Consider the following 26,137-nt stretch of genomic DNA (forward strand, 5'->3'; position numbering starts at 1 on the left):
TGTGTCTCAGCCAAATAGAGCGGACGCCACTGCCTGAAACAAAGACACCGCGTTTACGTAATTCATTACTGGTGCGGTGCTGTCCATGTGCTGGAAAGTCTACTGCATAACCGATGACGGCTTGTTCTGTATGTTCGTCAACACGATTCTTGAGATTAGTTACGCGGCGCTCGCGATTGATAAGTCCTTCTAAACCATCGGTTTCAACGAGTTCTTGATAGCGATAAAACGTGTCTCTTGATACGCCCATAATCTTGCAGGCTTTGGAGACGTTTTGAAGCTCTGAAGCAAGATTGAGCAATCCTGCTTTATGTTTAATGATTGGGTTGTTAGTATGAAACATGAGCGTTACCTTTCTTTATGTTTGATGACGGATTCGACACCCATATCAAACTCGGTAACGCTCACTTTTACAAGTGCATTGTCAGATCAGATTGAGACTAGTTAAAATCACACTAGTACAAATTACTTATCACTATACTTAAACGAAGTCATAGCTTTAAGTTTCTCTTTAGTTGAATCTAAATATACATCATCACCATCAGCACTAATACGAAGCTTGTTGTAAGGTACAGCTACTAACTTTTCACCCATACCCAAAAAACCACCCACTGAGATAATTGCCATGAGTTTTTTATCTGTTCTAGAGTAGATTACATCATCGATTTTACCGATATTATCACCATTTGACGTTTCAACAGTCTCTCCAATTATTTCACTGGCACGGATTTGATACAAGCTTTTTGCATTTCGATATTTGCCGTACTCTACTGAATCTGCATACTTGCTTTTGCGCACTTTAGAGGCAACTTTATCACGATTCATTCTCAACTCGCGACCCGACGCTTCACCTTTGTTATATTTAAACTCAGCTTTAGCTTTCAACGCTTTTTCTGATGAATTAAGATAAACATCATCACCATCTGAACTGACACGAAGCTCGTCATAAGGCACAGCAACAAGTTTTTCACCTATGCCTAAAAAACCACCTACTGAAATAATTGCCATGAGTTTATTATTAGCACCCGCATAGACTAAATCATCAATTTCACCGATGTTATCACCATTTCGTTGTTCAACAGTCTCACCAATGAGCTCACTTGCACGGACATGGTATGCGCTTTTTTCGCCACGATATTTGCCGTACTCAACTGAGTTGTCATAGGACATTATTTGGGCATTTCTCGCCATTCTTTCTCTTTTGTTTCTAATTGCTTGGCCGGACATCTCGTCATCATTGTATTTGAATTCAGGTTTGGCTTTTAAGGCCTCTTCTGTAGTGTCGAGATAGATATCATCACGATCAGCGCTTACGCGTAGCTCTTTGTACGGCACTGCAACAAGTTTTTCACCAATACCTAAGAAACCACCAACAGAAATAATAACCATGATACTTTTGTCGGTTTCAGAGTAGATTAAATCATCAATCTCTCCAAGATTATCACCATTAGGTCTTTCGACTGTCTCACCAATCAATTCTCCAGCACGAACTTGATAAGCACTTGTAGTGCCTCGTCTTGTTCCATATTCGACTGAACTACCAAACGAATTTTTGGATGAATTCTGAGTGGTTGTTTGGGCCATAGATTTAGTGTGATCCACTTTGCTATGAGACTCTGCAAACGCTTGGCCAAGTAAAGCAGTACTACTTACTAATAAAGATGCTGCGAGAGTATGTTTATTGATTTTCATAATAGCTTCCAATTTGTGATTGTATAAAATATATAAAAGCTACTTAAGGAGACACTGATTAAATCGATGCAATTCAAGCGAATAAAATGCTTTTAGAAATTTTTCGAAGTGAGTCGTCATAGTCCTGCTATCGCGCCAATCTTCGGAAAAATCACAGGGACTTAAAGTACTTGCTTCAAATGATCCGACTTGATCAGAGTCTCCTTAAAATTAGCTGCAGTTACTTACTTATGCTTGTTACACCAATCTTCAACTTGCTTGTCAGCTTCGTCTTTTGCGATGCCGTAGCGCTCCTGAATTTTTCCTGAGAGTTCTGTAGCATTGCCTTTGACGACATCTACATCATCATTGGTTAACTTACCCCATTGTTTTTGAGTTTGGCCTTTAAGCTGCTCCCATTTTCCTTTTAAAATATCGGAATTCATTTGTAGCTCCTTAGATAATTGATTAATCTGGCTAATAATCTAACCAGTGCTTTAAGTCAAAGAGCTTTGCTATGTCTACGAAATTAATCATTTCATGCTGTCAAAATATGGGCTTTAAATAAAACATACATCCCACTCTTTAGACAGCACTCCAACTGATAGATATAGAACACGATGCATGTCACTCTTAAGAGTGTCACCAAGACACATTATTTGGCTGACCCTCTAATTAAGAATAACAAAGCATCTCGGACAGGATCTGTGCGCTATCGCGCATATGTTGCCAATAAATATCGGGACCACTATCGATGCGTAAAATCGAAGAAGCGCTGCGGCACAAACTTCATATAATGTATGACGAAGACAATTATTTTCTACAAAATGTCTGGATATAGGAGAAGTAAAGCACTTTCCCATGAGTTTTGAAGGTAATCAAAGCTGGCTCGAGGTCAGTTGCACACTATTCGGCAGCTTTTATCAATTGCCCATAGCTAGCAGCCTGCCGGACTTAAAGAATCGTAGCGGAAATTAAACTGAGCGCAGGTAGGTGTGGATGGTTTCGCAGGGTAACAGTTGTTCTATTGCCAAAAATAGTGGCGGGATATACACCGCTCAGCTAAATTTGTACCCGTTTTTTTTTAAGCCCGGCAGGCTGCTAGCACATTGGCTAAACTCACCAACCCTACTGACATTTATCGATAAATAAAAAACTGTCAAAAGTAAAAGGAACTAATCTGACGTCTGAGTGCGTGAACTTTCAGCATACTCAAATGCTTCATTCAAAATATTCAAAAATTCTTTGACCTTAATTGGTTTAGTAACATAACGGAAGAACCCCGCTGTCAAACCGTCTTTAACATCGCGTGGGTGGGCATTGGCGCTAAGAGCAATAACTGGAATGTGTGCCGTTAATTCATCTTGACGTAATAATTTAAGCACTTCAATACCACTAATATCAGGCAATTTGATATCCATCAAAATTACGGCGGGCTGAATCTCACGTGCGAGTTCAACGCTGAGATGTCCATCCGCTGAACTAAATAAATGTATATCGGAATTAATTTCAACTAATTGTTCCACAAATTTTAAATTAGCTTGGTTATCTTCAACATATAGCAGCTTACGTTGTGATATAAAGTTTTTAGCTGTTGCTGAATCCGATGCGATGAGCTTAGACTGAACGCTAGGCACGATTGTGGGTGAGACACTCGACATCAACTTGATCCAAAATACGCTTCCTACCCCTACTGTACTTTCCACACCCATTTCACCACCCATCAGTTCGACCAATCGTTTAGTCATGATCAGACCGATACCGGTACCTTCCACGCCACTGCTTTCTCGTCCAAGTCGGTTGAATGGCTGAAACAACTGTTCCAATTGTTCCTGGCACATTCCTATACCGGTATCAACTATTTCTATACAAATTTTTCCTTCAGTGCATAAACTGTGTACATCAACTTTACCTCCACTTCGATTGTATTTAATTGCATTGGAAAGCAAATTAACTAAAACCTGCTTTAGTCGAATTCGATCAGCCCTCACAAACCACGAATTGTCTAATGGAGAATAGCTTACAAGGATGCCCAGTTTTTGTGCCTGCGGTTCGACCATCGAACGACATTCCGCCATGACTTCTTCCACGGCCACGCATTCCAGCGACAGTGACACTTTACCCGACTCGATCACTGATAAATCGAGAATTTCGTTAATCAAATCTAATAAATACCATCCTCCTTTGAGAATCTGATCTATGCTCGACACCTGTGAAGGTGTCGGTGTAGTTAATCCAATCTGCAGGAGTTGAGCGAACCCCAAAATAGCGTGGAGGGGCGTGCGAAGCTCATGACTCATACTGGACAGAAAATCTGATTTTGCGAGGTTAGCTTTTTGAGCTTCGGCAATGGCTTGATTCAGATTCATTTCAAACTGTTTTCGTTCGGTGATATCGTAAAAGCAATTTACGGTTCCGGTAATTTCTCCCAGTTCATTTCTTAGCTGAACGATATTGGCAATGATATTAAGTAACGAGCCATCCGATTGCTCCACCATGATTTCGAAATCAGTTAGCTCAGGAACCTCTTTCTTTAACACTTCAGCCATGGGAGTTAACCGGTAAGGCATCTCAGTTCCGTCTGGAAAAGATAATTTTAGCGAACTGCAAAACGCTTCATCAGTATCTCCTACCCTAGGCTCTTGACCCCATAAGGTCCTTGCACCCCGATTGACTTCCTGGATTACTCCCGCTGCATCGCAAAAATACATTGCGATGGGCCCCCAATCAAATACAGCCCGAAAGCGGGCTTCACTTTGACGCAAAGCTTCTGCCCCCATGACCTTTTCTGTAGCATCGCTGAAAAGGATAGCAACATTCCGATTCTCTTCACCTTCCAATCGGGCGGCAGACATATCGATCCAACGATTCAGCGATTTAACCTCACGAACGAAGGAAATAGGGGTACCTGTTAAGGCAACGGTACCGAAAGTTTGGATCCAACATTCTTCAAGATTAGGGAGGACTTCACGAATCCGTTTGCCTACTATGTCATGTAATCCGGATTGCTTCTCGAAAGCAGGATTTACTTCCAGAAAACGGTAATCGATCGGCTTTTTGTGCGAGTCGAAGATCATTTCAATCACACAAAACCCTTGGTCCATGGAGCTAAATAAACTGCGGTAACGCTCTTCGGATTTTCGCAAGTTTTCTTCTGCCTGCTTACGTTCGGTGATGTCATAAAAATAACAGACCACACCATACTGCTCGTCGGGAAGCATGATGCGTTCAATCCGCCAATCGTAGGACTCCACTTCTGCAGTATTTTCGCGGCGTTCAGTCGTATCGTGATTGATGTAAGGCTCACCTGTGTCCAACGTGTGGCGGAAACGCCGCACCACCTCGGAAGCGAAGGGTGCCGGCCACAATATTCTTAAAATCTCCTCAAAATCACGCCCGATCAGCGGATCGACGTTACTGAATACTTTTTCTGCCGCAATACTAATTTGCCGCAAACGAAATTGAGCATCTACGATGTACACACCAAAGGCTGCATTTTTGATCAAATTGAAAAATGTGTTGTGACTACAGCGCAACCGATCTACCGCGCGCTTATGAATAGTAATATCTTTGAAGGTGATGCCAATTCGATGGTGAGTCAGGTCGTCAATTCGATGGGCAGTAAATTCCAATACGTTGCCTTCACTCAATTGACCACGTTCAAATTTTATCGAGTCGCCCGTTTGAAGGATGGAATTATAAATGAGCGGATTCACCATAAGCACATCAGGAGACATTTCACTTAAGGTTTTTCCGACCACATTTTTTAAATCGGTTTGTATCATGAATGCTCGGTCAGCTTCGATGAAGCAGAAATCAAGCCCACCTAGAGTATTTTCAATTTTTTCGATGATGCAATAGCCCTCACCTATTGACTCCAGGAGAATTCGATATTTTTTTTCGTTCAAGCATCTATCAACTTGTTTGCACGAAGTCTCGTCGCTTACAATCAACTGATATCCGACAAGCTGATTCTGTGCGTCGGATAGTGATTCTATTGTCACTTTGGCCGAAAATCGTCCACCATCTTTGCGGATCAAGTTCAACTCGCACATGCCCTCAATACCGTGCGAAACCGTTAATGCCAACATGTCAGAATCAGATGTGAGTGTGGATGCAAATTTTGTACCAAACTCCTTGGCGCGCTGAATCACTTCTTCACGATCTATAATATCGGCCAACGTCATTTTGTTTGTTAGTTCAGCGGCTGTATAGCCGAACATTCGCTCAGCTTCCAGATTCACTAATTGAATAACGCCCTTCTCATCGATTGTAATGCTTGAGAAGTCAGCCTTGTTGAGAATGGCGTTCTGTAATGCGCAAATTTTATGAACTGCCGCTTGGCCGCGACGGGCGGGTTTTAATGTAGCGGTCGGGGATTCGGTTTGGATAAGTGAAAGCAATTTTTCAATCATGTAGATCCCTGAACAGTTATTGTGGAATACTGAACTTCTTATCAACATTCATGAATTCATAATTGATCGACTACCATCCTTAAATCCATAGGGAGGATATCGACTTTAATATCACGACAAATATTATACTGTTAGCCAATATTTTTAGGATATCTTGGAAAACAACTGTATGAGGAACAAACCCTTTGTACTAAATTTAGTACAACTTTTGATTTATTTAAAATAGCGCGGATTCAAGTTCAAAGCGTTTCAACCGGCGGTTGCTAGCTATAGCCACCTAAACCCGCCGATTAACTCGCATTCTGATCCCCAGCAGAAAGCATAATACATCAGTTGGCAAAAGCCTGATAAATTTTAAGCTAGTGCATTTAAACCTGCCGTTCATTGGCAGTCGCAGGTCAGGCAATATAGAAACACCGAGCTGCCGTTGCTGAGACGGGGGTATCCCAGCTCTTAACACTGCTGATTCATCGCGAAATTAAGCCTGAACGCATGCTAAATGTCATATCCGTCTCTATCTCGACCAAGTAAGTATGCCCTCCTTTTCTATCAGCTCACCATGTTGAATAAAGAAGTGGTTTGTGACGCCACAGCATGCACACTTAACCGACCTAAGTTTACTAGCACACACAATGATTTAATTAAACGTTGGCGCTCGTAGCTCCCCTCCTCTATTCGCATCTTCCAATTAAAAGCGCCATTACTGATAAGAGTAATGGCGCTTTTAATTTATTTTTCTATTAACCAAGGTGATGTTTAAATATACTTATCACCGTCTGTATATTAATAACTATTCAACTGCGCGTGGGTTGACATCTAATGTCAGAGCCTTCCCGTTAAGAATAATAAAAGAACAATAAGTAGCAATAATCCACCTACTCCGCCAATGTAGACGTTTTGGACTACGGCACCTACAACTAAAAGTATTATTAATAATCCTAATAATCCTACTCTCATGTTATTTACCTCACTATTTTTTTAATTTTTTGTTCATTTGGATACGTATGTTCGTTTAATTATTAACGAACCGCATAAATACGACGTACTGCTCTAGCACCCATGTGACCACCAACTAAACCTGCTAGCATACCTAACGCTGCTGCTATAAAGGCAGACCAAAGCACTGCTTGCAAATATGTTCCGGCCGCCTCAGACGCTTTATTTAACTTAGCTTTCACTTCGTTAATCATTTCCTTAGTTTCTTGCTCAGCACCATCAACAATAGAGTTAATTTCTTCCTCAGTTAAGTTCGTATTTACAGCAAGCACATTTTTAGTCATTTCGGGCTCACCCATTATTAGGTATTGCCCTGCCTCAAGCATTGTTTCTGAATCTAGTTCTTGTATTGCTTTATTAATCTCTCGTGATGAAACTTCTGCTCCGGCCATGTTGCTAACCGATTTGCTTACAGAGGTTCTCACGACTTTTACTTGCTCGGTTAACCATTGTTGAGCTTCTTGAGCATCATCAGATTTACTCCAGCTTTCCACTTTTTGCTGGGCGCCTTCAATAATTGAGTCAATCTCGGAATTTGATAGATTGGTTCGCTGAGCTAACTGACTACGTGCATTTTCTGTATCACCTACTACCAGAGCGCTCGTAATGGATGCAGCGTCTTTAGCATTCAAAGACTCAATTGCTGAACGAACTTCTTTTTTATTGGGGCTATTTGGACCTCTTGCGGTACTACTTAACACTTTAGATGCTTGACGCTTCATCACTGCGGCAATGTTTGTTGTTACCGCGTCAGGAATCATGCTATCGGAATCGTTGCTGGTAGCACCGGCAATGACCGTTGTGCTTACTTTATTAGCAGACCCCATCGCACCGCTTATCGCGTTCACTGCACCGCCAATGCCAGAAGCACCTAGTAAAATGATAATCAGCGTACCAACCGACCAGACGGTGAGTCCGTGTAAGGCACCTATACGATCATCAAATGTTCCCGCTAGCTTTGCTGCAAGAAGTCCGCCGGCAAAGGTAGCAATTATTGCGCTGAACAGAATCCAGATGATTGATCCAATACCTAATCCGTCTCCTATCGCGCTCAGATCTGTTGCATCTGCGATGCCCACTCCAATAGCGGATCCAAGCAGTAACAGTAGCCAACTTAATGCAAATAGCAAACTGACGCCTGCAAGTATCGCTCCCCAGCTAATTCGATGACTAACCGGAATATCAAATGCAACCACTGCTGCTGCGGGTGAACCTTGTGTTTCTATTACCATGATGGTCTCCTTTATATTTAGTTATAGTGCTGCTATTTTGAAGACGCCGTTAATCTTATGTTTGCATTCATTAATTCCTTAAGGCCTTTAACAAAATATAAGCTAGCTTAAGCACTGAAATAGGTTTTCATAGCAATGTGTCGAAGCTTGGGTATAGGTATAAGAAAAATAAAGCACCTTTTACACGAGCATTGAGTATATTAGGACAAGGCGTCATGTCCCTCTTGAGAGTTTTACCAAAATTTCATTAATTTGACTGACCCTCTAGAGAAGAATAACAAGGCATCTTGACGATGGTCTGTGCGCTATCTCACACAAACAATATTAATTATTGGAGCCTCTATCGGTGCGCAACATCAAAGAAGCGCTGCGGCCACATAATTCATATAACGCCTGAATCCCTTAACCCTCTATTTTTTAGCTTTCTTTAGCCCGGAACTGAACTGAGCTACTCGCTTATTTGCTTGTGGCAAAATAAAACGATCCCTGACTCATAAAAGTTACCATGTCGTGGACGTTAGTCGTTCCAGTTTTTTTTATGAGGTTAGGCGCCATCTCGCCAAATCAATTATTTGCAAAGCAAGCATATATCCACGAGCTGCTTTCATGGCCAATCATAGTGCTGTTGCAACCGTCGTATGGTCACCAAAGCAGGAGGCCTCAAGGCATTAAAATTGGTCGCTATCGGGGGCGCTTGATGCGTCAGACAGGATTGAAACCAGTATGAAAGCGTAAAATCTCAGTGGTTAACTCAAAGCCAAGCTTCCCCTCGAAGGGATCCGTGGCATCAAAACGGTGAAACTTGTGATCTAGAATTTGGAGGCCATCTCACAAAGTTTGGTTTGTGAAAATAGAGTTGCAAGTGCAGGCAAAAAGTCTGCTTATTTAATGGCCGAGTAAATAATAGCAATTTTACTGCACGGCGTACGGCAATAAGCTCTTCCTGTGATAACGGTACCAACTCATTGGCCTTGGTGGTAGCTTGGGTAAACCCTGTTGCGTGGCTTAGTGGAGCATTTACGGCCACTTCTGCGTGACAATTTCTGTTGCGTATGCAAACATCTGCGCATGGAAAGCGAGATTGTTCATCCCGATATCATGTATGACATTTTTGCGCTCTATACGCCGATATTATTCGCGTTTGGAGTGCTTGTTCTACTCGTCGCGTGGATGCCGATCGTGTTGCGACGGCTCCCGCTATCGTTGCCAATTCTATGTGTTGTCATTGGCATGGCGATATTCACTTTCACACCTTTTGATGTTTATTCTCCTAATCCGCTAAAAACGCCGATACTGGTGGAAAAAGCCACGGAGTTGATCGTAATCATCTCGCTTATGGGTGCGGGACTGAAAATATCGCGACCTTTAGGGTGGCGGCGCTGGAACATGACGTGGCGACTACTAGTCATCGCCATGCCACTCACTATTATCGGCATTGCGGTGACCGGCCATTTACTGTTTGGATTCGGTATCGCCACCTCTCTGCTGCTCGGCGCGTGTCTGGCCCCGACAGATCCGGTGCTGGCGAGCGACGTGCAGATCATTTCCAAGGCAAACGAGGAGGACGAGACGCGCTTTGCGCTGACCTCAGAGGCGGGACTGAACGATGCACTGGCATTTCCGTTCGTTCATTTGGCAATACTGGGCAGTGTTGCGGGGTTCGGCATGGCTGAACTTGCGGACTGGGCAATAAAGGACGTCGTGCTGAGACTGACAGTCGGGCTCATCGCTGGGTGGGTCGCTGGTTGGCTGTTAGGGCGGATATTATACAGTCTGCCCAGTGACACCCGGCTCTCACGCAGCGGTGACGGGTTTGTTGCGCTGGGTGCGACATTGATCACCTATACCGTGACAGAGGCGCTCTATGGCTATGGTTTTCTCGCTGTGTTTGTCGCTGGCTTGCAAATCCGGCGCGCGTCTGACGGTCATGAATTTAATACACGCATGCACGATTTTGCCGATGAGGCCGAACGGTTATTGATGATGGTTATGCTGGTGTTTTTTGGCGGAATGCTGGTTAGCGGCGAATTGTTATATCGAGTCGGATGGCGCGAGGCAATATTCGTCGTTATCGTCCTTTTTTTGGTGCGCCCAGTCACCGGATCACTGAGCCTGATCGGTGTTGGCAGGCCGATGTTGGAGCGTAATATCGTCGCATTTTTTGGGATTCGCGGACTGGGATCAATTTTTTATCTCGCCTATGCGCTCAATCATGGTGAGTTTACCGATGTAAGCGATCTGTGGCGATTGCTGTCGCTGGTCATTGCCACATCTATTCTGATCCACGGTGTGACAGTTACACCGCTAATGCGCAAACTGGAAAAATAACATTCGTACTTGAGATCTGTCTGAGATCTCGTTTTTTTTTTCGCAGATTGGCTATTTCTAGCAGGCTGCTGAAAAACTCCACCAGTGTTGATAGTTGGTAAAAATAGCGCCATTGAAATGTGGAGATATAACAATACGCGGCGTAAACGTTCAAACAATGCACTTGTTCAGCCACATCCAACTGGAAAAGCGAGTTCCAAGAAGGCATCCATTACTAGGCGATTCGCAAGATGGTGGGATTGCCCCTGTTGAGATGGACAAACTATTTACAGTGATGTTACTCGGATACAGGCCGCTCTTCAATTGCCCCGAAACGATTTCTGCGCGCGCAAACGCTACCAATATTGTACATGGTACGTACGAAGCGACACTTGATGGAGCAGATCAACTTTAAACCGCTGTTAAGCTGGTTTGTTGGCTTGAAGTTGGACGGGTGATTGGGATGCGCGACCCACCAATTCGTAACGAATGGCAAATCGTGTCTTATTGCAAGGCAAAGGGCAAGGAAGCGCAGGTGAATTACATCCGGGTATAAACATCCCGCACTAGTGAAGCATGGAATAATAGCATCTTTCTGGTTATGAACCTGATGGTATTGTTGCAGGTTTTATTTGCCTTCGTGCGCGCGGCTCTAAATATTGTTTTCTAACAAGAAGAGAGTGATTTAATTAATTCAAAATCTCAACACAGAGTATGACAGCTAAACCACGTTTCAGTATATGCATACTCATGGAAAATTTTCCTAATTTTTAATAAGACTGCTTTGCAACGACAGCAGACATTTTACAATTCAAAGTTGAATGAAACAGCAAGCCACTTTGATAACGAAGCAAGCCGAGAGAAACAGCAGCATAAAAAATCAGGCCAAATGCTGCTGCATTGAACGCCGCTAAACGACCTGTAAACGGCTTACTAAACTATGGGATGTAATAGTTTGAAATTGATTCTTGCCACTCTACACTAGCCGTGTCGGGCCAGTTGTCTTTGTCAAAACCCGGAGCATTCTCCAAACGTTCTTTAGTAACGTTCATCACAAAGCATTTTTCTGCAGTATTAAGCGTTAGCGTCTCCAGAGGCACCGCAAACAGCTTGTCACCCATTCCAAGAAAACCACCAAATGATAAAACAGCGTACTTAACCGAACCATTGACTGTGCATACCATGAGATCTTCTATCTTACCAAGATCTTCACCAGCTCCGTTTCTAACGTTGTCACCTATAATTGAAGTTGCAGATAAAAGCATAATATTACTCCTGTAGTATTAGAATTAGGGCGGTCAAATTCTTACTGTCGCTGACAATATTTAATTGACTTACCCTGAGTCAAGAGTAACAAAGCATCATGGATATGATCTGTACGCAATCGCACATAATCGATAATATTGATTTATAAATAAGCTGTTGAACTTAAATCGTATACTTTACGTAAGCATGTTCAAAGCCGCTTTTTACATGCTTGGGTGATTACTACTGCTTGTGCATGTGGCTGGTATTCGTCTTGAGAAGTTGGCCCTTTGTTCGGGCGGGTTCCTTGGACGCACTACCTGTTGAAAGTCTGCATTCAGCATTTCATCTAGATTCAACACAGGGCTGTCTCCCGGCAGATAAAATACTTCAATCTCGTCTTGGTGTTTCGCGAGCCATACCTTTGCCTCGCTTGGACTTTGCTCGTAAGCATTCTTATCGACTTTTGGGGTACCCCAGTGCGCCAAATAAGTGCCAGTGCTACGCAAATCATGGTGCATTCGATGATCATTTATCAAACATTCATAAATACTCATGGGCGCCTCTTAAAATTCAATTTTGCGAGCAGCCGCTTCGCAGCTTACCTCGTAGCTAGGCAAGACAAGGCGCGAGTAAATTATTGAACACAGCATACATTTGATTTGTAAGTGTTAGTTTTTTCGAGTAAAGCGGTATTGTGATGAAAATTGGATTTTTAGTGGTGCCCTAATTTAATTTTCCATTTTTTCATTACGCAGAAGCGTATCCTTTACCAGAATCGTGGTCGCCCTGTATCAACGTGAACAAAGTTACTGTTAGGATAATAGCCTACGCCTCCAACTCCGTAGCTCAATACTTTGTCCCGCAACCTCTTTAAAGATACGGATTTGATACGAATATCCATGGCTTTTCCTAATATATGCTGGCTACGCTTGGCAACTTTCCGCCCTTTTTGTCGCAACATATTGTTGGTTTTGCGTGAACGATGGCCAGAAATAATTTCAATGGGGCCTGTAGCATCAAGATCATCGTATAACCTATGAATCAGAATAAACAATTCAGGATCCATGGTGGTTATATCGCCGCTGCGATGGTCACGTAATAAGTTGTTCATACGACTAAGCGCATCGGGGATATAAGCCCCATCTTTCCAAAAAGTTATTTCCAAAGTTTCACCCGTATGAATAGAACGTATATGTAGTTTTTTGCTGGGTAACTCAGGAACGACCTTGTGCTGCGGAATTGGAGTGTGTGTAACGGAGGGTGATTTTATGGCAGACTCCAAAGCACTAGCCGGCAGAACCCACCCAAATAACAATACAAAGATTAAAACTAAATTTTTCACTTTATAGCTCTCCTTTTTTTTGGGTCAGTGATTTTGCGAGTTTTGCATCACGCCCGTAAATATCGTGGCCAAATTTAACATCCCCCTGTGGATCAATCCACGCTGTCATATACACCAAATGTACTGGTATTTTCGCTGTGAGGGGGTGAAACTCTGATTTCAGTTCAGTGCCGATAGCGGTGAATTTCTGACGGGCAGCGTCGGCACTTATATTGCTATTCCCATCGAGCAGGAATGCCGCCATATCTTTACTTTTTTGTACCCGAATACATCCAGCGCTAAGGGCGCGGTTGGACTGAGAAAACAATGAATGATCCGATGTATCATGCATATAAATAGAATAATTATTTTTAATCGAGAACCGCACCCTTCCTAGGGCGTTATTAAGACCGGGTTTCTGGCGGAAACGGTAGGGAGGGAAATCACTTTTTTTCAGCGTCTGAATATCCACATCAGTCCAATCTAGCAGCTCGTCACCCTCATATATTTCATAACCAAATGTCCGGATAACCTCTGGATTATCTTGAATTTTACCGAGAACATAGCGCCTGGCAATTGAAGCGGGTACTGACCAGTCGGGATAGAATTTCACATTGGTGATATAACTGCTAAATGCCGGAGTCTGATGTGCCACTTGCCCTACAATTACCGGACTACGGATAACCACATTACCATTCTCGACTGCTTCTGTATAGAACCCTGCAATATTTACAAGCACGTATTTATTCCCCAGTGACTCAGGCAGCCAGCGCCATCGCTCCATAGAGAGCTCGATTTGGCGAATTCGGTCTTTAACAGGCGTATTGAGTTCAGCAATGGTTTTGGGTCCGATGACACCATCAACAGCCGAGCCACTCATCTCTTGGAAACGACGTATTGCCTTTTCCGTTACCTCGTCATAAATGAAAGTTGGGTTATCGGACAGGTTTGCTGCCACTGCTTTAGCCTGAGGAGTCTCTGATTGTGCATCTGCGGCACTCTCAATATTGAGTTCGGATTTTCTTTCAATTTTTGCTTTTTGCACGAGATTGTCAAAGATATCCTGCTGTCCTTTCAAGCGACCCAACAACTGCATATTGCGGCGAATTTTTGGAAGCCGTGCATCGCTTTCCCCGGGACGAATTAAGCCATCTGTCTCAATCGCTGGCCAACTATCTATCTGGCTTTGTAATGATTTATACCGTGCTAATACGGCCCTCAGCTTTGCATAATCTTCATGGTTTGGTGCTAGTTCGCGAAAGGCTGCATCAATATCTTCCGCATCGGAGTGCTTCAGAATAGATTCCAGTATCGTTGCATAATTACGATTTTGCGGCATCAAAAATAGCAGCGGGAATTCCATGGAAGGATGCGCACGTCCTACGGACAAGTCCCGGATATAATGCAGTAGACCATTGGTCATTTGCACTTCATGCAGCGCAAGAGCCTGCAACGTTTGATCTGTTCTGGTCTGGCTTGCTACTTTCGACAGTTGGTAGTCAGCAGGGTTCAATCCTTCTTTATCTGCCTGCCGGAGTGCCTGTGCAAAGTGATTGATATCGCGTTTCCAACGCCCATCCTCCTCCAGCCAAATGGATACATAATCCCGATGCTGATAAAATTTCTTCAATGCTTCCAGTTGCCACTCTCCCGCCTTAGGAGCAACGCCCTTTAATGTGGGGAGAAGCTGATAAATCGTTTTGGCCACAGGAGAAGATGGCAGATGTCCAGCGGCACTATCCGATTGAGCCATCGCCGGAGCTGTTAATTCGCTTGCCATAACAGGAATGATAAGCGTCAGCAATGACAGCATAGCTGCTACTGTTACCAAATATGTTATTTTCATGAAATAACCTAATAAATCAAGGTGGGTACAATACAACTCAGCTCAGAGCAGTGCCTGAAAATAGATGAGCTAGTCTCAATCTTTCGCCTTAAACCTAGCTGCGTCAATAATCGCCCACAAATGAAAGATCCCACCAATAATCGCAGGGACAATTAGAACCATGAAGAAATAATTAGTGCCAACAATCGTAAAAAATAACAATGCAGGTAATATGCGTCCCTGAACCAACTGTCCCAAACCAGGGATAAAAAAACTACATACCGCTGCTATCACATTACCGCTAGAACCTTGTCCTGTCATAACAACACTCCAAATTTTAAGGCATTACTAAAAGACCCTAGTATTCCTAGTGCCACGGCATAATTGGAATAGTCGAAATACTGTTTTTTGGCGACCCTTCGATAATTCTGTCGCTGTAGGTCAAATAAACCAGCACATTTCTCTTACGGTCATAAAAACGCACAACTTGTAGCGACTTAAACAAGATCGAGGTGCTTTTCTTAAACACTTCATCCCCATCAGCGTCACCACTTTTTATCTCGTTAGACAATGCAATTGGTCCAATCTGGCGGCAAGCAATTGATGCATCAGAAGTGTCTTCAGCCAGACCGACCATCCCTTTGACACCACCAGTTTTGGCTCGACTTAAATAACAAGTTGCACCTTTGATATCTGGATCATCAAATGCTTCGACAACGATTTTGTCATTAGCTCCCAACATCTTAAATTTGGTTGAAACAGCGCCAATTGTTTCAGCCTGTACGACCATTGGAGAAAATAACACCGCTGACAAAGCCAGCATAGACAACTTAGACCCTAAACATTTTGGAAAATTTATTTTATTCTTCATCTTGACCACTCCTGTTAGACACTTAAATAACATTATTACGCGTTCAATATAGCAAAACACACTGGGTTATAGGAAAAACAAACCATCATATCCATAAGATTTGAAAACATTCAAAACTGGCTCGGCCCTCAAGCACGGCGAAAACCGCTAGAGAAATGACTCTATTTCGGTACAATTAACACGAATCAAGTTGGCACTAAATAATAGTGGATTTTGCAGGTGCCCAGGCAGGTAGGCTGAGATCATCAAGAATTTTAGTGATTGCGTTGGATTCCAGAATAACTGCAATTATTTTCATATTGCAACCACTGCAGGGCAGTGTTCCATGTCAATCATCGCACACACGCTTTAACTAACGTACCCTGCTGATACGTAAGTGATTTTTTGGTTGCGGCATATCGTTACTCGCATCTGATGACATACTCTTCTGTGTACTTGTAAAATCTTTAGGGCATCTATAAAAATTCTATTTTCTATATCAAGACAAGACTCGAGTAAAAAATTTTAGCAACGCAGTATAGTTATCCACGCCAGCTTGCAAGCTATAGCTGTGTGCATTAGCGTAGTGTTTTCTTTGTGATTTCGTATTTTGTGGAATAGTTATCGTCGTTGGTACCTTTATACTTGCACAAGGAGCAACCTCAATCTCGGCAATCCAAGAACAATACATAGAAGATAAAATGTTACAAGGTGCTCTGCGTGTTATTGTCGTATTCTTTGAGGTGTGAATATCGGTAGCACTTGAGCTTTGGATCATAGACGCTCAAAACCGGCATAGCTAATTATCACGCAAATAAGTAAGCGGCCTTGTTCTATATGCTCATAGATTGTTGTGATCTTAGTGCTTTGCCTACGCTACTTCTGGGCACTAATATAATTTTTATATATTTATAATCAAATAATAAAAATTGCAATGGGTAGTCGAGTAGTCAATTTAATTACAAAAAAATGAAAAATGATGTTAGCTCCGATTCTAACAGTCCAGCAATCACAACGCGCCGGAAGCGTCGTTTAATCATGCTCTCTCTAATACTACTTGCACATACTTTAGGTGCCCTTTCAGCAATCGATGCGGTAATGAAAACGCGCACTTCACAAGGTGCGATCGCTTGGGCTGTTAGCCTTGTCTCGTTCCCATATGTTGCGGTTCCGGCGTATTGGGTGTTTGGGCGTAGCCAATTCGAGGGATATGCAGAAGCAAGCCAAGAAAACCACGCGGCAATTACCACCTTATTAGACCGCATCCGTCCTGAGATGGAGGCTGAGTTTGTACAACCAAATAAAGGCATCCCCGAATATGATGCCATTCAAAAATTATCTCAACTTGGCATAACCGGCTTTAATCGAACTGAACTTTTGATCAATGGAAAAGCTACATTTGACAGTATTCTAGAAGGTATTTCCAAAGCACAAGAATACATTTTGATGGAATTCTACATCGTTCGAGATGACGACATCGGGCGACGAATACGAGATGCATTAATCGAACGCGCGAACAACGGAGTGCGTGTTTATTTTGTCTATGATGAATTTGGTAGCAAAGATCTTTCCGCAGAATACATTGAGAGTTTACGCTCAGCGGGTATTGAGATGAATCCGTTTAATACAACTCGCGGGATTCGCAACAGATTTCAATTGAACTTTCGCAACCATCGAAAAATCATGGTGGTAGATGGCGTCAGTGCTTGGGTAGGTGGATTAAATATTGGTGACGACTATCTCGGACATGACCCTGAATTGAGCCCTTGGCGAGATACTCACATGCGGGTTGACGGAGCTGCTGCCGTGCAAGTACAAGCAGTGTTTCTCTCTGATTGGTATTGGGCAACTCGACAGCTTATAGATCTAAATTGGCGCGCTGCACCTGCAATTAATGGCCAAGGACAAGTCATGATAATTGCCAGCGGACCCCATCAAGAACGAGAAACTGCCACTTTATTTTTTACGCATGCAATAAACAGCGCACGCCAACGTCTGTGGATAACATCACCCTATTTCGTTCCCGACGAAGGCATTATTAGCGCCCTACAGCTCGCAGTACTTCGCGGCGTTGATGTGAGAGTAATCATCCCTGGTACCAGCGACAGTCTATTGATGAAGAAAGCCGCCAACTATTATGTTGAAGAGCTCGCCGACTCAGGTATTAAATTCTATGAATATCAAGATGGATTTTTACACCAAAAAGTCATGTTAATTGATAACGAAATCGCAACAGTCAGCACGGCAAATTTTGACAATCGGTCGTTTCGCCTAAACTTTGAAATTACCGCATTGGTTCACGATGCTGAGTTTGCCAAAGAGGTTAAAGTGATGATAGAAAACGATTTACGAAAATCCAAACTGGTAGACACAAAGGCGCTAAAGGAGTCATCTTATTGGCAACACATTCCTCGTCGAGTCGCACGACTTTTTGCCCCCGTTCTCTAACACCTTGGACTTACCAACGAGGCGAATTTTTTGGGGGCGTAGTTTAATTATTCGTCTTTGCTACTGCGGAGGTCTGGGAAAATAAACCACCAATTTGAAAATTTTGAATGTGCTGAAAGCTTGCTCAGCTACCAAACACGGTGAAAATCGATCGAAAAATGACTGTATTCCGGTTTCTGTAAAATTGCGCTCAATGAACACCTCAATAAGCACGAAAATTGACTACCAAGCTATCCTCGATGAAATTCATGCCGAGGTTCAGCTGCTATTTGGTTCGGGTCGTGTCGCAGACTATATACCAGCCTTACGAAATATCGACCCCGGTAAACTGGGTATAGCCATTGAAACCGTTAGTGGCAAGCAATACAGGATCGGAGATGCTACAGAGAAGTTTTCCATTCAGAGCATATCCAAGGTGTTTAATCTCGCTCTGGGTATCCGTCTTGTTGGTGATGAACTTTGGGGCAGAGTTAGAATGGAACCATCTGGTAATCCTTTTAATTCTTTAGTGCAGTTGGAATATGAGAATGGTATTCCTCGCAATCCCTTTATTAATGCTGGCGCCCTTGTCGTGGTTGATGCGTTGATCGATCACCTGCAGCAACCCAATGAGGAAATGCTCGACTTTGTGAAAAGACTGCGCTGTTCCGATGTAGCCTACAATCCAGAAGTAGTTCAATCGGAAAAGGCAACTGGCTTTGTTAATATTGCATTAGCTAATTTCATAAAATACCACAGCAACATTCATCACTCAGTTGAAGAAGTATTGGATGTGTATTTCCATCAATGCTCTATTGAAATGAGCTGTGTTGGACTGGCCAGTTCCTTCCTGTTTCTCGCCAATGGTGGTGTTCTACCGGGAAGCGGGGAAACGATATTATCGCCGAGCCAAACGAAACGAATGAATGCTGTAATGCTGACCTGTGGTTTTTATGATGAGGCAGGTAGTTTCGCTTATCGTGTTGGGATGCCTGGTAAAAGTGGTGTCGGCGGTGGCATTGTTGCCGTTATCCCTAGGGAACTCTCAATCGCAGTTTGGAGCCCGGAACTAAACTCTTACGGCAATTCAGTTTTGGGTCTCAAAGCTCTCGAGTTGTTCACTACTAAAACTGGCATGTCTATTTTCTAGATGTCAATTCCTTCTTTTATGAGAACCTTTAATGAAAACTTTCTCATGTACCTGCAGTGCAACCGTCTTCTTTGAAAATAGTCAGTGCGTAGCTTGTAGCAGTGAACTTGGCTGGTGTCCGGCCTGTAATGCACTACGAGCGATTAGCCAAGACACCAATGGCCAATACTATTGCGGAGAAAGCAAATGCGGGCGTCGTCTTACGAAATGTCATAACTACGCGGTGGAACATGTCTGCAATCGTTGCATGCTGACCGATACTATGTCCAGAGCTGACCGTGGTTTCTGTGATTATTGCCGTTTCAACGACACCATTCCTGATCTAAGGAAAGACGGAAATCGCGAGAAGTGGGGCCGTATTGAGATTGCGAAACGTCGGCTTCTCTACACGCTCGATTTGCTGCGGTTACCTTATGGCGATGCGAATGATGGAGTTATACCTCCATTAGCATTTGATTTCAAAGATGATATTAAATCACCCCCATACAATATCTGGTGGGACATGAGTAAGGAGGAGCAAGTTTACACTGGTCATGCAAATGGCAAGATTACGATCAACATTCGTGAGGCTGATCATGTCGAGAGGGAAAAAGCCCGAATCTCGTTTGGCGAAGCTCACCGTACGGTAATAGGACATTTTCGCCACGAAATGGGCCACTATTTCTGGGATCTGCTGGTATTGAATAAGTGTGAAGCGGACTTTATGGCAACTTTTGGCGATCATAACAACCCCGATTATTCTACAGCGCTGGAGCACTACTATAAGAATGGACCGGCGGCAAATTGGCGAAAAACCTACATCAGCGCCTACGCCACAATGCATCCATGGGAAGATTTTGCCGAGAGTTTTGCCGCGTATCTTAATATAGTGACAGTGGTTGACACAGCGTTTAACTCGACGTTGATTCCCTCGATAGATCCCTTGCAGTCATCTTTCGAAGATATGGTAGAACAATACTGGAACCTGGGATTATTATTTAACGAAATGAATCGTGCGATGGGGTTGCTCGACCTGGTTCCTGTAGTACATACTCCAAAAATGCTGGAGAAAGTTAAATTTATTCACGTACTTCTGCACAATGCAGCGAAACCACTGCTCCATGCTTAATGTCCGTTATTCCTTAGATGTATCCACTTGATTTTTCACTTTATAACTCTCTTTCTCGCCCTAACAGTGATTTTGCGAGTTTTGTATCACGCCCGTAAAAGTCATGACCAAATTTGTTTTCTCCTTGTGGATCAACCTACGCTAAAAAGTATTACTGCAACAGGCACAGCGTGCTGGAAAAATGGGAGCAAACTTGTCGTCAATGAACAATTGCTTGTGCCACTTAATTCACTGCTTCAAGTGGCACCCGATTTAGGCGATAGCCAAATGATCTCAGTTAGAAATACGCCACGAAAATCAGGTTTCATTCAACTCGAAACAATTATATGCCCTGCTGACTATCTACCGATTTTTCTTGTTGACCTGCACGCTCTATCACGGTTTTCAATGGCTCCTTGAACGTGAGTGTACGGTAAGGGAATGGGATCTCGATGCCAGCATTATCCAACGCCTTTTTGACTGCCGCGACGACCTTGTCGCGGGATTGACGAACATCCACTGGCTTAGACCCAGTCCACCAAGTAATTTCAAAATCAATACTGCTGGAACCAAAGGCTTGAGCGAACACTTGAACATCCTTTTCTTTGTCAACTGTGTCCAGTCCTTGAACCGCATTAACGATCACACTTCTCGCGTTATCCACATCTTCACCATAGGCAACTCCGCACATGATGGTCACACGACGTTTATCAAGATCTGTACGTACTGTCACGGGACTTTTAAAAAGTTTGGCATTTGGAACAACGACTCTCTGACCATCTGTCTGACGGATGTGCGTATCGCGAATCGTGATATCTTCGACAAACCCCTCAATTTCATCACATTCAATAAAATCATTAAGCTGGAACGGTTCTCTGAGCAGAATCAGCATCCCAGCGATAAAGTTTTCAAAAATATCTTTAAAAGCAAATCCAATCGCGATAGACCCAAGACCGATTGCTGTCAAGACTTTACCCGGAGTAAGCGAAGGGAACATCACGATCGCCGAAGCCAAAATTCCCACAATCCAAATACCAATATAGCTCAGCTGACGAAAGAGTTCCTGCAAAGACGTTCGCAAACGAAATCGAGGTAAGACTCGCCGGAGAATTAAATCAGCGGCCCGACCGACCCCCCAGGTGATAAGGAGAAGAATACAGCCAAAGACAATCTGGGGAAGATGCGAAAGAAAATTCTCTCCCATCTTGCGCAAACTTTCCATAATAACGTTAAACGGTTTCATACTAGTTTGCTCCCGTCTGAAGTGTACTCTAAACACATAATTGTGAATTCAGTCTATAAGAATCGGTGGGGCAAACTCACCGGGGACAGACGAAATGTCTGGCAGCGCGATTACTTAACCTCTTTAATTTTTTCCCGCATCATCCTCACCGCTGCCTTGCAGCCGTCGCCGCGATCAGTCTCGCCGAAATCGAAAAGTGCCAATACGGCAGCAGCGGGCGTAATGGCCGCCAGTGCAATGCCCCCAAGGACCTTCAAGGCAATGGGCGCGGCATCGACAGCCACCGAAGGATCGGCGAGTTGACCTCCGATCGTGATGGGAGAACGCAGACTCAAAGGGCTCCAGTCTTTGGGCGCAGGCACGATGCGTAGATCCAGCTTCTCACTGTCGAGTGCCACAGATCCTGTCATAAATAGAAGGGTGTCGGTCGTGTCGAGCAGGAATAGGTTGGATTTAACCTGCCCCTTGTTGATCGGCAGATCCATCATGGCACAATTAAGCGGCAAGGGTTTTTTGCCGCTTATGGCAACGCCGATCGCCTGGGCCAAGTCCAAACCACCTACCTCCATCACAAGATGTGACACCGCCCCTTGGAGGATCTGGCCATGAAGTTGACCATCCAGCGTGCCAAGGATGGTTGCAACAGAACGCCCGGCGCCGGTCACGCGGACATTGCCTGTAAATTGCCCAGAGATCATGTCCTCTCCGTTGATTTTGTCACCTCTCACCCATTGTGCCAGATCGACGTCTCTAAGTTTGAGATCCGCGTTGAAGAGAGGTTTCGCGTTGTTTGTTTCGGCGTCCAGTTTGAACATGCCGGTCAGGCTACCATCAGCAATCGTAGCCTTAATGTCGTTGAGCGCCAAGCGACCATCTTTTAGCACCAAATGCGTCGCTAATGCATGCACAGGCAGTAACACATTAGTGCCCAGATCAAGATTGTCGATATCTAATCTGATGTCGGCGTTCATTGCATGTAATGAAGGGATGTCAAATTCGTTAGCAGGCAGGACGCGCCCTTCTGGCGCATTTTTTTTCGACTCGCCAGTTTTTGGTTTAGGTTCACCGCCTACAGATGGCGCCAGATCTTGCAGCACCAGTTTTTTGGCATTGATATTCCCACTGAGCATTGGCGGTTCGGGCTGGGCATCAAAAGTCAGTTTGGCGGACAGGTCGCTATCACCAATTTTGGCTGTCCCAAGCTTGATGGTAACTACTTGACCTTCGCGCGTAATGTCGCCCTCCAACAGGTAGGGCGGCGTTGATGGCAGAGTGACACCGGGAATAGCTGTCATCACGCCCAGGCTTGGACCTTCAACCCGCACCTGACCCTTAATGCCATCGGCCGCGAGCAGATTAGCAACACTGCCAGTGAAAAAAAGCTTGGTTTCACCAAGGGAACTTTTGACGCGAAATAGCTTGCTTGAGTCATCAGCACCGGTGCTGAGAATATTTGGCGCTTCAATCTCTGCGGTTACCGGATCGTTGCGAAAACTCCCATCAGCGGCAATGGATAGCACTTTTCCGCCCGATGATTCACTTGTTTGTGCGACGACATTCAGACGCAGTTCGTTCACATTGTCACCTAGCACGATCTTGATCGGTCCGAGCTCGACCCTTTCGACAACCGGCAGCACCAGTGCCTCCTCCCCTTCGGTGGATTTATTGTCCGTGAACTGCCAGCTGGCCTTGTCGGGGCTGGACCTGATCAGCCGTACTTCACCTTCATCAATTGAGACAAGTGGAAGTGTGACTGGGCCGCCAAACAGACTTTTCCATGCTGCCCTTATTTCAAATGCTTTAAGAGCCAGAAACGGTTTTTCTCCAGCCCAATCTGGCGCAGCAATTGACACCCCCCCAGCGCTTACCTGGATAGTCGATCGAAAGTGCAATCGAAACGGAGGGTCGATTTGAACCTCTCGGCCCAGGGCAGAACTTGCAAACGTGGCTATCGGAGATCGCAAATATCGCCACCCCATCATTTCACTGGCAACCAAACCGATCAATAACAACAATAGCAGCACGATCAAGCTAAAACGAAACTTACGTGACACGACGTTCTCCTAGAGTTTTAGGAAAAACAAATACCTTTCCCATGAGCATTAAATGCTCTCAACGCTGGCTCGACTGCCCGAGATGTTAAAGTTAGCTGCAGGTTGAGTGATGGTTATTAAGATCGACTACCGTTCACATCCTTTGCAATGCGATCTCCTGTTTCCTTATCGATATTGCGCCAGTATTCGAATGCACGCTGCAAAATAGGCTCCGACACGCCTTTTTTGAGATGACCAACGACGTTAGAAACCAGTCGATCACGTTGCTCATCGTCCATGACTTCGCGCACTAAGGTTCCAGCTTGGCCGAAATCATCGTCATCCTTGCGCAGCGTGTAAGCGGCGCGAATGAGTTCTCCACTAGGTGCCCAAGTTGCATTTTCAGGATAACGTTCCGCGTTAGCTTGCGGACCGCCCTTTGAGTTCGGTGCGTAAACAGGATCACTTACATTTTCAACCCGACCTGCTCCATCTTTACTATAGCTATAGACCGGGCATTGGGGTTTGTTGACTGGAATCTGCTTATAATTGACTCCTAGGCGGTGTCGGTGGGAATCGGCGTAGGCGAAAAGGCGACCGAGCAACATTTTATCCGGGCTAACTCCAATCCCTGGCACGAGATTGTTTGGCTCGAACGCTGCTTGCTCAATTTCGGTGTGAAAATCAGTAGGATTACGGTTAAGCGTCAATCGCCCCACTTCCAGCAACGGATAGTCAGCATGCGGCCAAACTTTCGTCAGATCAAATGGATTGAACCGGTACGCCTTAGCTTCTTCAAAAGGCATGATTTGCATTTTCAGTGTCCAGCTAGGGTAGTCACCTTGCTTGATCGCGTTGAATAGATCTCGGCGATGGTAGTCTCCATCCGTCCCCGCCAGCCGGTCGGCTTCGTCTTGCGTAAGAAAGTCATTCCCCTGGTCGGTAATAAAATGGTACTTCACCCAGAAGCGCTCTCCCTTGGTATTGATCCACATATAGGTATGACTTGAGTAGCCGTTCATGTTACGCCAGGTCTTAGGAATACCGCGATCACCCATTAGAATAGCAACCTGGTGGGCCGACTCAGGTGAAAGTGTCCAGAAGTCCCACTGCATGTCGTGATCGCGCAAACCGTTGTCTGCACGTCGTTTCTGAGAACGGATGAAGTGCTGGAACTTCATAGGGTCACGGATGAAAAACACCGGAGTGTTGTTTCCCACCATGTCATAGTTGCCCTCGCTGGTATAGAATTTTATTGAAAAACCACGAGGATCACGCCAAGTATCTGGGCTGCCGCGCTCACCGGCAACTGTAGAAAATCGCATCAATGTGTCTGTTTTTTGTCCCGGCTGGAACACGACTGCTTTAGTATAGGCACTGACATCGCTGGTTACTTCGAAGTGCCCGAAGGCACCGGAACCCTTCGCGTGGGGTTGTCGCTCTGCAATACGTTCTCGATTGAAATTAGCCATCTGCTCAATAAGATAATGGTCTTGCAGCAGAATGGGGCCATCGGGCCCTACGGTGAGCGAGTGTTCGTCGCTGGAAACGGGAATACCGGCATCATTTGTAGTTGATTTGTGGTTATCGTTTTGCATACATACATTCCTTTGTGGTTATTAAATTAATCTGCCATGAACAGCTTCTTTCAAATCTATTTTCTGCAATAGATCTTAGATGTAAAGATAATCAATATTATCGAATTGCAATGTTTTTAAGGTGGCTTAGTAGCTAACATCATTCATCATTCGTAAGTGCGTGCAAGCATCCTAATAAAAATTGTATAGTTAAAATTTTTTATATTTTTGACACTGCCTATTGATAATATTGTTTTGAATTTAATACTTAAACTTACATTCATAAAAACTTATAACTAAAGTTTAAAAGCGTTCTGCAAATCAAATAATGGCGGCCTGACTAATCTCAGTTTTTAAGATTCTATTTAACCTTACAAAAGCCTAGTTAACTAGTTAATAAGCCGTCATCTATAAAAGTCAAACACCTTTTTCACGAGTCTTGGATAAAGGACATAACTTCATGCTACTCATAGATAGATTTACCAAGACCACACAAAATTAAATTTGTCCAACCCTATGGTTGATAATCACCAAGATTCTTGAATATAGTCTGTGCGCTATCGCGCATAATCGATAATAAATATCGGGCCTATCGGCCTCTATCGTCTCGTAAAATCAAAGTAATACTGCGGCCTAATAGTTATATTACGCATGACAAAGTTAATAATATTCTATAGGACACTTATTAAAACTCAGTTTTGCGAGAAGCAGCTTCGCCGCTTACCTGCTTACCTCGTTACTAGACAATACAAGGC

General features: G+C 44.0%; 19 protein-coding genes. 5 read left to right on the top strand and 14 right to left on the bottom strand.

Going from position 1 to position 26,137, the window contains the following annotated elements:
• The 5 genes from MJ770_RS08640 to MJ770_RS08660 form a co-directional block, all read right to left on the bottom strand.
• Positions 1 to 343 (bottom strand): helix-turn-helix domain-containing protein (locus MJ770_RS08640; RefSeq protein ID WP_239252157.1); only part of this gene is annotated, 343 nt, incomplete at its 3' end.
• A gap of 122 nt (positions 344 to 465) precedes the next feature.
• The gene (locus MJ770_RS08645) at positions 466 to 1,692 is read right to left on the bottom strand and encodes a PRC-barrel domain-containing protein (protein WP_239252206.1); all 1,227 of its coding nucleotides are present in this window, start codon (positions 1,690 to 1,692) and stop codon (positions 466 to 468) included.
• 224 nt (positions 1,693 to 1,916) lie between these two features.
• Positions 1,917 to 2,117: a CsbD family protein gene (locus MJ770_RS08650; protein WP_239252223.1), complete on the bottom strand. Its 201-nt coding sequence runs from the start codon at positions 2,115 to 2,117 to the stop codon at positions 1,917 to 1,919.
• Between the two features lie 729 nt (positions 2,118 to 2,846).
• Positions 2,847 to 6,086 carry a PAS domain S-box protein gene (locus tag MJ770_RS08655; RefSeq protein ID WP_239252240.1) on the bottom strand — a complete coding sequence of 1,080 codons (3,240 nt, stop codon included), beginning with the start codon at positions 6,084 to 6,086 and terminating at the stop codon, positions 2,847 to 2,849.
• 1,019 nt (positions 6,087 to 7,105) lie between these two features.
• Positions 7,106 to 8,314, bottom strand: a complete 1,209-nt coding sequence (locus MJ770_RS08660; protein ID WP_239252257.1) for a hypothetical protein — start codon at positions 8,312 to 8,314, stop codon at positions 7,106 to 7,108.
• 1,068 nt (positions 8,315 to 9,382) lie between these two features.
• Here MJ770_RS08660 and MJ770_RS08665 point away from each other — a divergent pair.
• Both MJ770_RS08665 and MJ770_RS15655 read left to right on the top strand, forming a co-directional pair.
• Positions 9,383 to 10,642 carry a cation:proton antiporter gene (locus MJ770_RS08665; protein WP_239252272.1) on the top strand — a complete coding sequence of 420 codons (1,260 nt, stop codon included), beginning with the start codon at positions 9,383 to 9,385 and terminating at the stop codon, positions 10,640 to 10,642.
• Positions 10,643 to 10,944: 302 nt separating this feature from the next.
• On the top strand, positions 10,945 to 11,079 hold the full coding sequence (locus MJ770_RS15655) for a transposase (RefSeq protein ID WP_445083141.1): 135 nt from the start codon (positions 10,945 to 10,947) through the stop codon (positions 11,077 to 11,079).
• A gap of 480 nt (positions 11,080 to 11,559) precedes the next feature.
• Here the strand turns inward: MJ770_RS15655 and MJ770_RS08670 are convergent, their stop codons facing one another.
• The 6 genes from MJ770_RS08670 to creA all read right to left on the bottom strand — a co-directional run bounded on the left by MJ770_RS08670 (position 11,560) and on the right by creA (position 15,886).
• Positions 11,560 to 11,886 (bottom strand): PRC-barrel domain-containing protein, encoded by a 327-nt coding sequence (locus tag MJ770_RS08670; protein ID WP_239252288.1) that lies wholly within the window; start codon positions 11,884 to 11,886, stop codon positions 11,560 to 11,562.
• Positions 11,887 to 12,090: 204 nt separating this feature from the next.
• Complete coding sequence (locus tag MJ770_RS08675) at positions 12,091 to 12,423, bottom strand: transposase (protein ID WP_239252298.1); 333 nt, start codon at positions 12,421 to 12,423, stop codon at positions 12,091 to 12,093.
• Positions 12,424 to 12,635: 212 nt separating this feature from the next.
• Complete coding sequence (locus MJ770_RS08680) at positions 12,636 to 13,211, bottom strand: DUF882 domain-containing protein (RefSeq protein ID WP_239252324.1); 576 nt, start codon at positions 13,209 to 13,211, stop codon at positions 12,636 to 12,638.
• Between the two features lies 1 nt (position 13,212).
• Positions 13,213 to 15,003, bottom strand: a complete 1,791-nt coding sequence (locus tag MJ770_RS08685) for a L,D-transpeptidase family protein (RefSeq protein WP_239252372.1) — start codon at positions 15,001 to 15,003, stop codon at positions 13,213 to 13,215.
• A 108-nt stretch (positions 15,004 to 15,111) separates the two neighbouring features.
• Complete coding sequence (locus MJ770_RS08690; protein WP_239252375.1) at positions 15,112 to 15,336, bottom strand: hypothetical protein; 225 nt, start codon at positions 15,334 to 15,336, stop codon at positions 15,112 to 15,114.
• A gap of 46 nt (positions 15,337 to 15,382) precedes the next feature.
• A complete protein-coding gene (gene creA, locus MJ770_RS08695; RefSeq protein WP_239252396.1) occupies positions 15,383 to 15,886 on the bottom strand; it encodes a protein CreA in 504 nt (167 codons plus the stop codon).
• Positions 15,887 to 16,903: 1,017 nt separating this feature from the next.
• On the opposite strand from creA, the gene cls reads away from it, so the two are divergent.
• From cls to MJ770_RS08710, 3 genes are all read left to right on the top strand, one after another.
• Positions 16,904 to 18,313 (top strand): cardiolipin synthase, encoded by a 1,410-nt coding sequence (gene cls / locus MJ770_RS08700; RefSeq protein ID WP_239252417.1) that lies wholly within the window; start codon positions 16,904 to 16,906, stop codon positions 18,311 to 18,313.
• Between the two features lie 94 nt (positions 18,314 to 18,407).
• A complete protein-coding gene (locus MJ770_RS08705; protein WP_239252441.1) occupies positions 18,408 to 19,442 on the top strand; it encodes a glutaminase in 1,035 nt (344 codons plus the stop codon).
• Between the two features lie 31 nt (positions 19,443 to 19,473).
• Positions 19,474 to 20,550 carry a putative zinc-binding metallopeptidase gene (locus tag MJ770_RS08710; RefSeq protein ID WP_239252444.1) on the top strand — a complete coding sequence of 359 codons (1,077 nt, stop codon included), beginning with the start codon at positions 19,474 to 19,476 and terminating at the stop codon, positions 20,548 to 20,550.
• 322 nt (positions 20,551 to 20,872) lie between these two features.
• On the opposite strand, the gene MJ770_RS08715 is transcribed toward MJ770_RS08710, so the two are convergent.
• The 3 genes from MJ770_RS08715 to MJ770_RS08725 all read right to left on the bottom strand — a co-directional run bounded on the left by MJ770_RS08715 (position 20,873) and on the right by MJ770_RS08725 (position 25,403).
• The gene (locus tag MJ770_RS08715; protein ID WP_239252447.1) at positions 20,873 to 21,772 is read right to left on the bottom strand and encodes a mechanosensitive ion channel family protein; all 900 of its coding nucleotides are present in this window, start codon (positions 21,770 to 21,772) and stop codon (positions 20,873 to 20,875) included.
• 110 nt (positions 21,773 to 21,882) lie between these two features.
• On the bottom strand, positions 21,883 to 23,826 hold the full coding sequence (locus MJ770_RS08720) for an AsmA family protein (protein WP_239252449.1): 1,944 nt from the start codon (positions 23,824 to 23,826) through the stop codon (positions 21,883 to 21,885).
• Between the two features lie 116 nt (positions 23,827 to 23,942).
• A complete protein-coding gene (locus tag MJ770_RS08725; RefSeq protein WP_239252452.1) occupies positions 23,943 to 25,403 on the bottom strand; it encodes a catalase in 1,461 nt (486 codons plus the stop codon).
• Between the last annotated feature and the right edge of the window lie 734 nt (positions 25,404 to 26,137).

The sequence above is a fragment of the Candidatus Nitrotoga sp. M5 genome (assembly GCF_927904885.1).
Taxonomy (GTDB): Bacteria; Pseudomonadota; Gammaproteobacteria; order Burkholderiales; family Gallionellaceae; genus Nitrotoga.